Origin of the sequence: Candidatus Sororendozoicomonas aggregata (assembly GCF_031528575.1) — a bacterium.
Taxonomy (GTDB): domain Bacteria; phylum Pseudomonadota; class Gammaproteobacteria; order Pseudomonadales; family Endozoicomonadaceae; genus Endonucleibacter; species Endonucleibacter aggregata.
The window spans coordinates 1-14,294 of the sequence record NZ_JAVLSP010000096.1 but is presented as its reverse complement, the minus strand read 5'-3'; the positions used below and the strand labels follow the sequence as shown (position 1 = coordinate 14,294).

Annotated in this window: 12 protein-coding genes; 1 reads left to right on the top strand and 11 read right to left on the bottom strand. The window is 48.4% G+C overall.

From position 1 onward, the window contains the following. Positions 1–392 precede the first annotated feature (392 nt). Positions 393–3,338, bottom strand: a complete 2,946-nt coding sequence (locus tag V4C51_RS14905; protein ID WP_330926975.1) for an autotransporter outer membrane beta-barrel domain-containing protein — start codon at positions 3,336–3,338, stop codon at positions 393–395. A gap of 678 nt (positions 3,339–4,016) precedes the next feature. Next, on the bottom strand, positions 4,017–5,498 hold the full coding sequence (gene gltX, locus V4C51_RS14900; RefSeq protein ID WP_330926974.1) for a glutamate--tRNA ligase: 1,482 nt from the start codon (positions 5,496–5,498) through the stop codon (positions 4,017–4,019). A gap of 153 nt (positions 5,499–5,651) precedes the next feature. On the opposite strand from gltX, the gene V4C51_RS14895 reads away from it, so the two are divergent. Further along, on the top strand, positions 5,652–6,785 hold the full coding sequence (locus V4C51_RS14895; protein WP_330926973.1) for an S-(hydroxymethyl)glutathione dehydrogenase/class III alcohol dehydrogenase: 1,134 nt from the start codon (positions 5,652–5,654) through the stop codon (positions 6,783–6,785). Positions 6,786–6,824: 39 nt separating this feature from the next. Here the strand turns inward: V4C51_RS14895 and ccmI are convergent, their stop codons facing one another. The 9 genes from ccmI to ccmA form a co-directional block, all read right to left on the bottom strand. Further along, entirely contained in the window at positions 6,825–8,009 is a 1,185-nt protein-coding gene (gene ccmI, locus V4C51_RS14890; protein WP_330926972.1) for a c-type cytochrome biogenesis protein CcmI, read from the bottom strand. Beyond that, entirely contained in the window at positions 8,006–8,500 is a 495-nt protein-coding gene (locus tag V4C51_RS14885; RefSeq protein ID WP_330926971.1) for a cytochrome c-type biogenesis protein, read from the bottom strand. Before V4C51_RS14885 ends, ccmI begins: the two co-directional genes overlap by 4 nt. Further along, positions 8,497–9,051 (bottom strand): DsbE family thiol:disulfide interchange protein, encoded by a 555-nt coding sequence (locus V4C51_RS14880; RefSeq protein ID WP_330926970.1) that lies wholly within the window; start codon positions 9,049–9,051, stop codon positions 8,497–8,499. Before V4C51_RS14880 ends, V4C51_RS14885 begins: the two co-directional genes overlap by 4 nt. Further along, positions 9,048–11,051 (bottom strand): heme lyase CcmF/NrfE family subunit, encoded by a 2,004-nt coding sequence (locus tag V4C51_RS14875; RefSeq protein ID WP_330926969.1) that lies wholly within the window; start codon positions 11,049–11,051, stop codon positions 9,048–9,050. The genes V4C51_RS14880 and V4C51_RS14875 overlap by 4 nt, the downstream gene beginning before the upstream one ends. Beyond that, positions 11,048–11,524 carry a cytochrome c maturation protein CcmE gene (gene ccmE / locus V4C51_RS14870; RefSeq protein WP_330926968.1) on the bottom strand — a complete coding sequence of 159 codons (477 nt, stop codon included), beginning with the start codon at positions 11,522–11,524 and terminating at the stop codon, positions 11,048–11,050. Before ccmE ends, V4C51_RS14875 begins: the two co-directional genes overlap by 4 nt. 2 nt (positions 11,525–11,526) lie before the next feature. Further along, positions 11,527–11,778: a heme exporter protein CcmD gene (gene ccmD, locus V4C51_RS14865; RefSeq protein WP_330926967.1), complete on the bottom strand. Its 252-nt coding sequence runs from the start codon at positions 11,776–11,778 to the stop codon at positions 11,527–11,529. A gap of 39 nt (positions 11,779–11,817) precedes the next feature. Then, positions 11,818–12,582, bottom strand: coding sequence for a heme ABC transporter permease (locus tag V4C51_RS14860; RefSeq protein ID WP_330926966.1), 765 nt, complete (start codon positions 12,580–12,582; stop codon positions 11,818–11,820). Between the two features lie 72 nt (positions 12,583–12,654). Then, positions 12,655–13,359 carry a heme exporter protein CcmB gene (gene ccmB, locus V4C51_RS14855; RefSeq protein WP_330926965.1) on the bottom strand — a complete coding sequence of 235 codons (705 nt, stop codon included), beginning with the start codon at positions 13,357–13,359 and terminating at the stop codon, positions 12,655–12,657. Further along, a complete protein-coding gene (ccmA, locus tag V4C51_RS14850; RefSeq protein ID WP_330926964.1) occupies positions 13,349–13,984 on the bottom strand; it encodes a cytochrome c biogenesis heme-transporting ATPase CcmA in 636 nt (211 codons plus the stop codon). The genes ccmB and ccmA overlap by 11 nt, the downstream gene beginning before the upstream one ends. Between the last annotated feature and the right edge of the window lie 310 nt (positions 13,985–14,294).

The following is a 14,294-nucleotide window of genomic DNA, read 5'->3' as shown; positions in this document are numbered from 1 at the left end:
CTAAAAATTCCTGCTTCTTCATCAAATAGCCCCGCTATTCTCCTCAGAAGCAGAAATTTTTATCCTCAATTTCTCGCAATCCTCGCTAAGGGCGCTATTTTCGGTCAGGCTCCTAGCCTTCAAAGGGCAAGTGACTGGGGTGAACGGACACCCCTAACAAAGTAGCTGTTTGAGAAGGTAGCCGTTTGAGAAGCGACAGGTATAAGGAGGATTTTCAGTAATGATTATTGAGATGATCAACGATCCGTTGAAGAATCTTTTTCAGACAAAGCACGTCACTGATCGCGCTAACACCCGCCGCATGGTAAACAGATCACTGAACCTTTAAGCACAGCAGCTTGATTAACCAGCTTGATTAACGTTGTGGCGTAACTGCTGTCTCGAACGCAGAGTTAAAATAAATAATTGAAATTAAGAGCAAGGGTATCAGCGTTATTTCCCGGCATAAAGTTTCCAGCATACTCAACACCAACACTCACGTTATTATCTACACCTGTCGCACACCTGACACCAACACCTGCTGTCAGCCGTGTTTTCCGGTATCTCATCCCCCTGCGCTTCTCTATATCCACCGGGTTTGCTACGGTGATATTGTAAGTGTGAGCACCGCAATCATTGTACCTCGCCAACCAGGCTTCTGGCATCAGCCTACCCCTGGGCAGCGAAATTTCACCGCTCAACCTGGCACCAAAGCCAAACTCTACAAACTGCCTACTCTTTATCTTAATACGGGTGTTGATACTATTAATGTCAATATCATCCAGATCAACATTCACCAAGTTAAGCACCGCTTTTGGTTGGAGCGCCCATTGCCCATTTAATGGAAAGTTATACCCGCTGCCGATCATCAGCCCCCAGGTATTACTATTCACCGATAATTTACGTCGAATGCCGTTAACCAGTGGCTTGTAATCGTGGTTGCCATGGGTGTAACCCAGTATGCCAATGGCAAACCAATCACCTGACTGCCAACTTGTGTAAAGGCTCACGCCGTGGTGATCACCTCGGCAAGACTCAGCAGCACCTTTCGTGTTCAGTGTTGTTTTTAGCCCGCTAAAAGCTGCCCCCAGTGCCCACTGCCTGTTAATCTCCGCATCCAGACCAAAGGTCACACCATCAACTCGCCCAGTAAATCCGTTCAGATCTTCTCGGGCATTCTGACGACAGTTACCATGGACGTATCGTCCCCAGAAGCCATTGGCTTGTGGTAAATCCCCGGTTGCTACCCCAGAAGGTGAGGCACTCAAACGGCCGCGAATATGCCTGTTGATTGACTCCATCATATAAACACCCTGATTCTGAATCGCACCGTTTTGCAACAAATGGGTCGAAACCTTATTAATACCGGGCTTTGGCCTCTGTGTCAGCCCAGCAGAAACTGATTCAACAAAGCTATCCCCCCCTTCTGAAAGAGTGTCCGGTAACTCACTTAAAGGTACTGCCTTTTCACTACTGCCTTTTTCTTCACTATCGCTGTCTGACAACCAGTTAAGCACCTTTTCGTGTGAGGACTGGATTTCCTCAGGCACACTGCTCAGTTTAACAAGGCCTTCCGCATGCTCCCCGGAAACCTGATCTTCATACCGTTGATTCGTAGCCCCATCACCTAACAAAACTGATGAGACAGGCGTAGATATTAACGGGACATTATTATCGTCCACAGGCCGAAAAAGAGGTGACGTCGCAGTAGAAGCTGCTTCTGAAGCACAGGAGGACGTAGCAGAGGAAAAACTACGACGACGCACATACCGTTTTCCCTTACCAGCGCTCGGAGAGGACACAGACCAAAAGGTGACTGGCATTTCCTTTTTCTCCTCAGGAGCCTCGTTAGCTGCATTCTGTGACTGTATCAGGTTCTGTTCAGGATGATCATCGAAATCAAGCCCATCAAACGATTCACCAGAATCAGCCTGTGAGGCGCTGCCTGATTTCACACAACAATCCGCAACGTCACACTGCTCTTGATGTTTATAATGACTTGGGTCATAGATCTGACTTGTATTCCAACTTAACGTGGCCAATCTGTTCTTTAATTGCTTATTTAATTCTTTTTGCTCTATAACAGCGTGTTCACTTCTGCCACTGATCGTTTGTTGTATACATCTGTCACCCTCTCCATGACGTTTTTCTACCCTTAAGGTTCTTATGGTTTGTTCACTTTTTCGTCCAACTTTTCGTCCAACATAGACTGAGCTTCCACAAGAACCCGAAGAGCTTGAAGACCCATTTTCCTCACCATCTGAACTTTCTGCACAATTGGGGTCCTGTTCCCTGCCTGTACTACCTGCAGTGGAGGAAAGGTTTTCATCTGCGTGATGAAACTCTGCCCCTATATCTTTTACGGTTTTCGCGTGTAACGGCACCCGCCTGGTGGAATAAACAGACTGTGCTGGCTTTAATACGGGTTTTTCCGGCTGATCGCACACCTCGGAAACATCGGGAGGTTCGTGATCATCCTCTATATCGAGTGATTTTGGGGTTACAGAGCCATCAGAAAGCGTTACTGAAGAGCTTGAGCTTGTCAGGCTTTCATCCGATCCATACCTCCCTGCTGATGCAGAAAGCATTGCATTAATTTCGGTATAAATAGAATTAATTGAACTTAACTGCGACACTAACTCTTCAGACTCTGTATTAGCCTTATAGACATTATTGAGACCTTCTTCAAAACTCTGAAGAGACTTGGAAAACTTTTTGTTATCTTCTTTAAACGCCTGAATAAATTTTTCTATCCCCTCAGCCCCTGCCCCAATCTCTGACAACTCCCCATCAGTCTGATGGACATTACCTTCGTCAAAACTCCGAAGAGATCCCAATAACTCTTTGTTATCCTCTTTATACGCCTGAATACATTCTTCTACCTCCCTGTTCTCGTCTTCAAGCTCCCGAATAACCTGGTTCACCCTATCCGCATCAACAAGATTATGATTACCGGTACCGATAACAGATAAATCAGATAGTGAACCCGGCATTAACGACTGTACTTCAGTTAATGACCGCTGACTTTTGTCCCCCTCCATGAAACAGGGCAGCCCATCACCCATCGGGTGAGTTTGTTCCCGTGCATCAACAGACGTGTTCAGGGAGTGACCTTCTTTTGATGGTTCAATGAGTTTTTCAGTAGACCCGACGGCAGCAGCGCCGTTAAAATGCTGAGATCGTGACGTGCTTTGTTCTGACACTGCCCCAGAATCATCAACCTCTGAAGGCTGAGATTCATCGGGGTGACCTGAGGTCGCAGTATATTGTTGAGTATCACTATCACTATCTCTGTCACTATCACTATCACCAACAGGCAAGGCAAAAAGTGATAAAGACAAGCCGACCAATATTACCATCGTAAAAAAACAAAACCAAAGTCGTGTTTTAAAGAAATACGGTAATATATTCATAGTTCACCTTTACTTTAATACGCCATTATTTGGACGCGATACCAATGACCTTTTTCTAACTACTCCCGTAATGAACATGGCAAGTTCGATATAAGAACACGGCAAAAAAACGAGTAAGACCCACCATTGCAAAGAGACTCAACACAGGGCTGAGCTTCAGATTGACAGCACAATAGAGCGCGATAGCGCAGTTAAAATAGGCCATCGGTAACCTTAGCGCCTGAAACTATTGGGTCTTAGTGAACATGAATGGTCACTCTTATTTACCGGTTCTACCGTCACACAATCATTTTCTGGTGATGATTCATTGGTTGAAAACCATTAATGTTAAACAGGTACGGAATCAGTTAGGCTATTTTTACTCGTATAGTCCCTTTTATGCTGCTTCACCTGAGAGGCAGCCTTAAAAGGCCAGAGGAGTTTATATTTCAAAAACCTGAACCCCTCCCTGCTTCTGATAACCACCTTCACCTGACGAAGTCATCACTGAAAAGGCCATAAAATCAGACGCGAAAATTTGATAAAATCAGCCGATATTTTCACATCAGATTAAAAAATAAACCATCAAGGTTTCTTTTTTAAAAACAGACAAAAGAAAATAGCCGATTACATCAAAAATGCAAATTAGCCAAGTGTCTTGAAAGCCTTTTCAAGCCGTTTTCCTTCTTTTTTGGAGACACCGCCCAATACAGAAATGGCATAACGAAGGCGGGCCCGAGTCATATCAGGACCTAGAATTTTCATAGACTCCATCACTGACCAGGAGTTTGGCGTACCGGCTATGGCCACAAAAATGGGATGATTAAAATCAGACAACTTATACCCCATGGCGTTAGCCAACTTCTTGATAGCGTCAAAAAGATTGTTCTTGTTCCATTCACGCTGCTGCTCCAGTCGCCACAAGGTGAACTGCAAGACCTGCTTTACTTCAGCCTCACTGAGCTTTTTATGGGCAAAATCATCGGCACTGAGATTGAGCATACCAGCATAGAGAAAACTCACCATGGGGACAAAATCACCGAGGGTTTCCACCCGCTCTTTGGCAAGGGGAAGATACTGCATCATATGCTCTTTATTTAACAACCAATGATTCAAGCGCTGAGCGAAATCATCAACAGTCAGGTTTTCACGTATCCAACTGGCATTGAGCCAAGACAGTTTTTCCTGGTCAAAAACCGGGCCACCGAGGGAGACACGGGTAATATCAAACGCTTCGAGCATATCATCAAGGCTGAATTTTTCCCGTTCATCAGGCATGGACCACCCCATTCGCCCGAGATAATTCACCAACGCTTCTGGCAGGTAACCGGCATCCCGGTAGTAGGTGATGCTGGTAGGATTTTTGCGCTTGGAGAGTTTGCTCTTGTCGGGGTTTCGTAACAGGGGCATATGGCAGAGCACCGGCATATCCCAGCCAAAGTATTGATAAAGCAGTTTGTGCTTGGGTGCCGAATTGATCCATTCCTCACCCCGGATCACATGGGTGATGCCCATCAAGTGGTCATCCACCACATTGGCCAAATGGTAAGTGGGCATGCCATCAGCTTTGACCAGTATCTGCATGTCTATTTGCGACCAGTCGATCTCTATGGTGCCCCGAAGCATATCATCAATGACACAGGTTCCTTGTTCAGGCACTTTCATCCGCAGCACATGGGACTCGCCGGCCGCCAGTTTACCCTTTACTTCCTGTTCTGAAAGGTGCTGACAGTGACCGTCATAACCGGGCGTTTGCTTGTTGGCCATTTGTTCAGCACGCAAGGCATCAAGCCGTTCAGAAGAACAAAAACAATGAAAGGCATGCCCTTTATCCAACAGAATCTGGGCATGCTCAGCATACACGTCACCCCGTTCGCTCTGGCGATAAGGTCCGTAATCTCCCCCCACATCGGGCCCTTCATCCCAGTCCAGCCCCAGCCAACGCAGGGAGTCCAGAATCTGCTGCTCAGAGGCTGCGGTACCGCGCACCTGATCAGTATCTTCAATGCGCAAAATAAATTGCCCCCCCTGACTTTTGGCAAAGATCCGGTTAAACAGGGCAATATAGGCTGTGCCAACATGAGGGTCGCCAGTGGGAGAGGGAGCAACACGGGTACGAATAGTCATAGCTACAATCTGATAGATGGAAAAGACAGGGCATTTGGGCGTATTTCTCAAGCTATGTCTTAAAAGACTTATCGAATACGTTCTAACAAGTGCTTTTATTTTTCATTCGCTTTACAATCGCACAAAGTTTCGAAAAAAACAGCTGATTGTACTATGTCAGACCAATTTATCAAATCCAAGGCTGCCATTGCCTGGAAAGCGGGCGAACCCCTTGCTATTGACGTCGTTGATGTCATGTTACCAAAGGCTGGCGAAGTGCTGGTGCGCATTATAGCCACTGGTGTTTGTCATACCGATGCTTACACCTTGTCAGGTGATGATCCTGAGGGGGTTTTCCCAGCCATTTTAGGGCATGAGGGTGGCGGTGTGGTTGAGAGGATCGGAGCGGGCGTGACCAGCGTCGCTGTTGGTGATCATGTTATTCCACTGTACACGCCTGAATGCGGTGAATGTAAGTTTTGCCGCTCAGGAAAAACCAACTTGTGCCAAAAAATTCGCGAAACCCAAGGCAGGGGCGTTATGCCTGATGGCACGACGCGTTTTTATAAAGATGGGCAGCCAATTTATCACTATATGGGTTGTTCAACCTTTTCTGAATATACTGTGTTACCTGAAATTTCCCTGGCAAAAGTCAATAAAGCCGCACCATTAGACGAAGTCTGCCTGCTCGGTTGTGGGGTCACCACCGGAATGGGGGCCGTGCTAAAAACAGCTAAGGTGCAAAAAGGCGACACAGTTGCCATCTTTGGTTTAGGCGGGATTGGGCTTTCTGCCGTTATTGGCGCGGTGATGGCCGGTGCCAGCCGTATTATAGGCGTCGATATCAATGAATCTAAATTCAGCCTTGCCAAAAAATCAGGCGCGACGGATTGTATTAACCCCAATCATTTTGACAAGCCCATTGAAGAGGTTATTGTTGAGATGACCGATGGCGGCGTTGACTTTTCCTTTGAATGCATAGGCAACGTCAATGTTATGCGCTCTGCCCTTGAGTGCTGCCATAAAGGGTGGGGAGAATCGGTGATCATTGGCGTTGCCGGTGCCGGCCAGGAAATTTCAACACGTCCCTTTCAACTAGTCACAGGTCGTGTATGGCGTGGCACTGCCTTTGGTGGCGTGAAAGGGCGCACGGAATTACCGCAAATTGTTGAAGATTATCTGGCCGGCAAATTTAGCCTTAATGATTTTATTACCCACACCATGAGCCTTGATAACATCAACGACGCCTTTGCATTGATGCACAAAGGCGAAAGTATTCGTTCTGTCATCCATTATCAAGGAGAATAACCGGCTGGTTACGCTCCTTCATCAAGGCTCCTGGGAGCCTTATGCCTTGGGGCGGATTTTTAAGGTCACGGGCTTTTTAGTATTGAGGGCAACCCCTTTGACCTCGGCTTTATAGTCTGCCTTGAGGGCATCCCCGCTTAAGGTAATCAGGGCAGCAATATCCACCGAAGACACATCACTGAAAGAACGCCCCCCCATCATCATAGCGGACGTATCATCAAGAACAATCTCTGCTGGCAACTCACCCACCGTCGTTGGCACGGCAGCTAATGGCGGCGTATTGCTCACCCCGCTTTCCCGGGCAAAGACGATCACCCGGGTGCTGGCAGGTAACGATGTTAGCTCAGGGGCAATAGCCACTTTAACAGTGACCTGCGGCAGGTTATCGCCGCGCATTTTGCGGGCCTCGTAAATACCCGATGCCAGCGCCCGACGTGCCTGCGGGTCCTGCTCATTGACCAGTGCCGCCTGCCAGGCTTTCACCGCCTCGGTGTATTGCTGCTGCTCAAATGCATCAATGCCTTTCAAGCCAAGGGCTGTGGTATTTCCAGGATCAGATGCCAGAGATTCATTATAGAGACGGCGAACTTCTGCATCCACCGAACGATCATTCACCAGAAAAACCACCTGGGCTAACTGTGCCGATATTTGTGCATGGGGTCCGGTAATACCATAAAGCTTACGGAATGCCGTGACGGCATCTTTCAGTCTGCCAGCGGACAGATAATGACTGCCCAGCAAATACAATGCCTGATCATTGTTGGGATCTTCCTCTGCCCACCGCTCAATACCTGCTGTCACAGCATCATAGGAAACATTGGGGTTTTGCAGTAACTGAAAAACCCTCAACTCTGTTTTCGCGCCCAACTGGTTATACAGGATAAGCGTCACTACAGGTATAAGGACAGCCAAACAAAGGGCAACTGCCAACCCTGAGCTGACAAATGCTGGTTTTTTTGTATTTTCAGGTAATGCGGTGTCTCCGAGCAGCTTCTGCTTCAGTTCAGTTTTCTGCTGTTCAGCTTCGGCTTGTGGCAACACCCCATCAGCTACACGCTGCTCCATGTCAACGAGCTGCTCACGGTAACTGGCTACATTCTCCTGCTGTTGTTTATCCAGCCCGGCCGCTTCAACCTGCTGTTTATCAATACGGGATACCAGAGGCAATACCACCAACGCAACGGCAATAACAACCAAACCTGTTACTAACACCCATGCTATCATGGTTGCTGCCTCCCTTTGTTTTTGTCTAAAAGACTATCCAGTGTTTCTTGCTCCTGTGACGTTAACGGTACTGTTGACACATGCTCCCTGGTCATGCGGCGGTGATGCTTGATTATCATAATCAAAACCAGTAACCCCAATAACAGCAGCACAACCGGGCCAAACCATAAGATCACTGTCTTTTTATCAAGACGGGGCTTGTATAAAATGAAATCACCGTAACGGGCCAGCATAAAATCAATCACCTGCTGGTCATCGTCACCGGCCAGCACCATACGGTGTACTGTCTGTCGGAGATCCTGGGCAATGGGCGCGTTGGAGTCAGCAATAGACTGGTTCTGACATTTAGGACAACGCAGCTCAGTGATCAATTTAAAAAAACGGGCTTCTTGCTCGGGCGTATCAAAGGTATAGCTGCCGATCACCGCAAAAGCAGACGTACTCAGCAATGCAAACAGCACAGCAACTAACGAACGATAAAAATACTTCATAGGCTCCTGCCACCATGCTGTTCATGCAGCAATTGCTCATAGCGGGGCTTCAAGTCATTGTTCCAGACGTTATCATTAACAATGCCCGTATGCTTGTAACGGATGATGCCATCAGCGTCGATCAGGTAGGTTTCTGGCGCGCCATAGACACCAAGGTTAACCCCCAGGGTGCCGTCACTGTCGTTAATACTGAACAGGTATGGATCACCCAGTGCCTGTAACCACTTAATGGCTTTGTCACGGTCATCCTTATAGTTCACCCCATAAACAGGGATACCCTGATTGGCCAACGTCATCAGAAAAGGATGCTCTACCTTACAGCTGATACACCATGTCGCCCAGACATTCAACAGCGCCACCTTCCCTTTCAACTCTTCAACCGTCACCACACGTTCGGGGGTTTCAATCGTCGCCAGAGTGAACTCAGGCAACGGTTTGTTCAGTAACGGGGAAGGCAGGGCATCCGTCCTGTCCCGAAATAATCCCACATACAACAAGGCACTTAGCCCCAGGAACAAGATCAGCGGTACAAATAATTGCCAGCGTTTCATACGCTTTCCCCCGCAATAACCTTTGCCACTCCATCCGACGACTTGCGCCTGGCTGTTAACCGCTGCTTCACCTTTATCCGGTAGCGTTTATCCGTGACCGCCAACAAGCCGCCCAGTGCCATGAATATCGCCCCTAACCAAATCCACCGAACAAAAGGTTTAACGTACACGCTTAATGCCCAGCTGCCCGAACCATCCAGATCTTCACCCAGCGCGACATAGAGATCCCGGGTAAAACCGGCGTCTATTGCCGTCTCTGTCATCGGCATTCCCTGCGCCTCGAAGACCCTTTTTTCCGGGTGCATGACAGCAATGCGCTGATTGTCTTTAAACGCGGTTACCGTACCGTAATTTGAATAATAGTTAGGTCCCTTTTTCTGCTGAACCCCCTCCAGGCGAAACGTGTATTGACCCAAAGCAACCGTATCACCAGCGCTGACACGAACATGCTTTTGCTCACTGTATCCTGTGCTGATGGCAACACCCACAAAGGTAACCGCCAGCCCAAAGTGGGCAAGGTGCATACCATAGTAGGCACGATGCAAACGCTTGAGGCCCTTTATCAAGCCTGCATTACGTGTTTTGTTAACAATATCACGCACCATGGTCAGCCCTATCCAGGCCACTAACCCTATGGCCAGCGCTTCACTGATCAGAAAGCGGTTGCCGTATAAAAAGCTAAAGGCCACGCCCGCGACAATACTTGCCAGAAGTATCCAGCGAACCTGACCCACCAGCCAGCGTATTGAGCCACTTTTCCAATTTACCAGAACACCGATACCCATTGCCAATGCCAGCAACATGGCCATAGGCACAAACAGCGCATTAAAGTACGGTGGACCTACGGAAATCATTCCCATATCCAAAGATTCAAGCAGCAAGGGAAAAAGGGTACCAAGGAGGACTGTCGCGGCACTGACAGCCAGCAGAATATTGTTCAGCAATAACAGCGTTTCTTTTGACAACCAGTTGAAGCTGATACGTCCTTTAACGTCTGGCGCCCTGAAAGCAAACAAGGTCAATGAACAACCGACAACGGTGAGTAGATAAATCAGAATAAAAAGGCCGCGCTCAGGATCATTAGCAAAAGCGTGCACTGACGTTAATACGCCAGAGCGCACCAGGAAGGTACCAAGCAAACTGAGGGAAAAGGTAAAGATAGCCAGTAGCAGCGTCCAGCTCTTAAACAAGCCTCGTTTTTCCGTGACCGCCAGTGAGTGCATTAACGCTGTCCCGACCAGCCAGGGAATCAACGATGCATTTTCAACCGGATCCCAAAACCACCAGCCACCCCAGCCAAGCTCATAGTAGGCCCACCAGCTACCCAGGGCAATCCCCAGCGTCAAAAAACACCAGGCAATGGTCGTCCATGGACGAGCCCAGCGTGCCCAGGCACTGTCCAGTTGACCGCCCAGAAGCGCGGCAATGGCAAAGGCAAAAGCCACCGCAAAGCCGACATACCCCATATACAGCATGGGTGGATGGACAATCAGGCCAAAATCCTGCAACAAGGGGTTCAAGTCAACCCCGTCTGCCGGGGGAAACGGCAGTAATCGCGCGAAGGGATTAGAGGTCAGCAGCGTAAATAGCAAGAACCCCACAGACACCATGCCCATCACTGCCAGCACCCGTGATAACAGCACCAGGGGTAATTTATCACTGTTTAGGGCAACAGCGACCATCCATCCGGCAAGAATCAACACCCACAACAGCAGTGAGCCTTCATGCCCACCCCAGGTAGCACTGAACTTATACTGGACAGGCAGCAGGCTGTTAGAATTCTGCGCGACATAGGCCAGAGAAAAATCATCATTTAAAAACGCCCAGACCAGACAAGCAAAAGCATAAAAAATCAGCGCAAACTGACCATAGACTAACGGGCGACCTTGCTTCATCCAACGGATGTTACCGGTATAACTTCCCACCAACGGCATGACCGATAACACCACCGACAGGCACAAGGCCAGTATTAATGCAATTAACCCTGATTCCGGTATCATTCTCCGTACTCCTGCGTTTTCCCTGTCACTCCACCTGCCTTACCTCCTGCGTGCGCTTCATCGATGGCTTTTTGAACCTCCCGAGGCATATAGTTTTCGTCGTGTTTCGCCAGAATTTCTTCTGCGACAAAATCTCCCTGTTGATTCAACTGGCCTAAAGCAATAATCCCCTGTCCCTCCTTAAACAAGTCTGGCAAGATACCGTCGTAATAAACATTGACCTGGGCAGCACCGTCGCTAATGGTAAACGTTACCTTCAGGCTGGAAGGGTCACGTTTAAACGACCCCTGCACGACAAGCCCTCCCCCACGAATCTTTTTCCCAACGGGCGCTTCTCCCTGCGCTATCTGTAATGGAGAGTAGTAATGATTGATGTTTTCACGAAGGGCAAATAAGGCTAACGTAACAGCAATACCGACACCTGCGACCAACAGGACTACTAAAATCAACCGTTGTTTTCTCATCGCATTCATAGTTAATACTCTACCTGCTCAACCACGCCTGGTTTTTGTAAATCTTTCCGCGCACTACAAGTCGCGTTTACTTTCTGTTTTTGACGATCATCCAACCTGGCTTGACGCTGGAGTTGCACGACCAGTTTTCTTCGGGCAATGACAGGTGTTAATAAATTATATAAAACAATCAATAAGGCCACCCCGTAGGCAGACCACACATAAACACCGTGGCCTTCCATGACAATAAAATCTGATAACGTATTAAAAACCATACCCCTACCGAACCCTTAAATTCAGGCCCGCCTCCCCTGCTACTTACTCATCAATCGACGTACCCAACCCGTGCGCCGCTCACGGGATAAAATTTCTACCCGAAGACGTTTAACAAACACCAAGATAAAAAACAGGTAAAACCCGACGATCGATAGCAGCAGCGGTATCAGCATTTCCAGGGCCATGGACGGTTTTTCTGTAATGGTTAACGTGGCCCCCTGGTGCAATGTGTTCCACCATTGCACAGAGTATTTAATAATGGGAATATTGACGACACCTACCAGCGCAAGAATAGCGCAGGCCCTTGCCGCTACCTGACCGTTCATGGCGCTGCGCAGAGCGGTCAGACCTATATATAAAAACAGCAGAATAAGCATGGATGTCAGCCGGGCATCCCATACCCACCAGGTGCCCCATGTGGGTTTACCCCATACGGCACCGGTAAATAGCGCCAGTACAGTAAATGAGGCGCCAACAGGTGCCATCGCGGCGTGGGCCATATCCGCCAGTTTCATTTTCCATACCAACTGGATTGCTGCGGTCACAGCAATCATCACATAGATGGCCTGCGCCAGAAAAGCAGAAGGGACATGAATAAAGATGATTCGGTAACTATTACCCTGCAAATAGTCAGGTGGCGCAAAGGCAAGCCCCCACGCCAGGCCAGTCAATAAAAAAATGACTGTCGCTACACTCAGCCAGGGCATCCATTTCCCACTAATTTCGTAGAACCACTTGGGTGATCCTAACTTATGAAAAAATGTCCATCGCATTGTCTTGCCTTCAACCCTGATACCCAACATGGGCCCTTAAAAACGTCAACTGTTTACTGTATCCAAACTGCTTAAACCCGCAGTATTTTTTTGCGTTATTTTTCAATCACCAGCCAGTCTTAATGCACCCGCTACAGCCAGCGGAACCAGACAAAGCCCCAGCACTAGAAAAGTCGCGAGCCACAGCAGGTGGCCACTGTAGGGCATGCCATCAGCTGCTGCCTGAATACTCCCTGTGCCAAAAATCAATACCGGGATGTAAAGGGGTAAAGAGATGAGCGTTATCAGTAGCCCACCCTGTTGTATCCTGACGGTTAAAGCGGCACTAATCGCTCCTGCCAAACTGAGCAGCGGCGTACCCAGCAATAAGCTCAACACCAATGCCCACAGCGCTTCAGAGGGCAAAAACAACATAATGCCTAACAACGGTGCTACCAGTGTCAACAAGAATCCGGTCGTTAACCAGTGTGCCAGCACTTTAGCCAACACCAGCACGGGTAATGAGTGAGGCGAGAGCAGCAGCTGCTCAAGGGAACCATCCCGTTGATCGCTTTTGAACAATCGGTCCAGAGATAGCAGCACTGAAAGCAGGGCGCCTACCCAAATAACACCGCCTGCAATAAGCGACAGCATGTGACTTTCCGGGCTGATACCCAGGGGGAACAACGCCGCAACCATCAGAAAAAAAGCCAAAGGGTTCATGGCCTGACCGGGCGACCTGATGACACCTTTGAGCTCTCTTTTCAACAGCGCGGAAAACGCCCGACGAAGGCTGAATGACTCAAGTGGGCGCTGCTCAGTCGTCATAACCACTATCCCCGGAAAACGCTTCGAGCTGCAATGTTTTTAACGAAGGCAACGTCAAAGGTTGGTGGCTGGTAAGCAGTGTCATTCCCTGCTGCCCGGCATGGGCTGAAATCAACGTCTCCAGCCAGGCTACGCCATCAACATCCAACGCCGTGAAAGGCTCATCCAAAATCCATAATGCTGCCTCACTCACCAGCAAGCTGGCCAATGCTACGCGACGTTGTTGACCGGCAGACAAGTGATAACAAGGGAGCGTTTCATAGCCTTGAAGACCGGCTCTGGCCAGGGCCTCAGTGTATGGCAACAACGCTTGTTTACCTGACAAGTGATGCCGCCAGGTTAAGTTTTCCAGGGGGGTCAGCGCCAGTTTTATACCACTGTTATGACCAAGAAAGACCGTTGCCAGGCGAAAATCCGCAGCACCTTCAGGTAACAGGACGCCACGCCAACGAATCTCACCGGAAAAGTCATGTGAAAGACCGGCCAGCACTTTTAGCAGTGTGGTTTTCCCCGCACCATTGGCTCCTTTAATTTGAAGCGTTTCGCCCGGGTTCAGATTAAAAGTGAGGTTAGCGAAAAGGACTCTGTCATCTCGCTCGGCCTCTATATCAACAACATTGAGCAAGCCACCATCCCTGCCTTTAAAATGATCTCAATAGAAGCGGCCATTATATCAAATAGTCAAATAATTATAATTATGTATAAATCACACCACCGTAAACACTTGTCGCTTAAAAAGCCCATCAACCTTTGACTTACAAGCCCTACAAGCCTTACAACGCATGCCAACAACAATAAAAATTCAGTGAAAATAACGCAACAAAAACCAAGGGCTGAGCTGGATTCAAGCAATAAGTGCAACAGACTTCCCAGTGTAGACCTCAAGCGGTGTTAATCCACCAAGAACCTTGCGAGGCATGCTATTTATCATAAAC

Coding starts and splice junctions, on each gene's coding strand:
- ccmB (WP_330926965.1), bottom strand. CDS start 13,359: ATGACGACTGAGCAGCGCCCACTTGAGTCATTCAGCCTTCGTCGGGCG.
- ccmD (WP_330926967.1), bottom strand. CDS start 11,778: ATGGTTTTTAATACGTTATCAGATTTTATTGTCATGGAAGGCCACGGT.
- ccmI (WP_330926972.1), bottom strand. CDS start 8,009: ATGATAGCATGGGTGTTAGTAACAGGTTTGGTTGTTATTGCCGTTGCG.
- V4C51_RS14875 (WP_330926969.1), bottom strand. CDS start 11,051: ATGATACCGGAATCAGGGTTAATTGCATTAATACTGGCCTTGTGCCTG.
- V4C51_RS14860 (WP_330926966.1), bottom strand. CDS start 12,582: ATGTTGGGTATCAGGGTTGAAGGCAAGACAATGCGATGGACATTTTTT.
- gltX (WP_330926974.1), bottom strand. CDS start 5,498: ATGACTATTCGTACCCGTGTTGCTCCCTCTCCCACTGGCGACCCTCAT.
- ccmE (WP_330926968.1), bottom strand. CDS start 11,524: ATGAATGCGATGAGAAAACAACGGTTGATTTTAGTAGTCCTGTTGGTC.
- V4C51_RS14885 (WP_330926971.1), bottom strand. CDS start 8,500: ATGAAGTATTTTTATCGTTCGTTAGTTGCTGTGCTGTTTGCATTGCTG.
- V4C51_RS14880 (WP_330926970.1), bottom strand. CDS start 9,051: ATGAAACGCTGGCAATTATTTGTACCGCTGATCTTGTTCCTGGGGCTA.
- V4C51_RS14895 (WP_330926973.1), top strand. CDS start 5,652: ATGTCAGACCAATTTATCAAATCCAAGGCTGCCATTGCCTGGAAAGCG.
- V4C51_RS14905 (WP_330926975.1), bottom strand. CDS start 3,338: ATGGTAATATTGGTCGGCTTGTCTTTATCACTTTTTGCCTTGCCTGTT.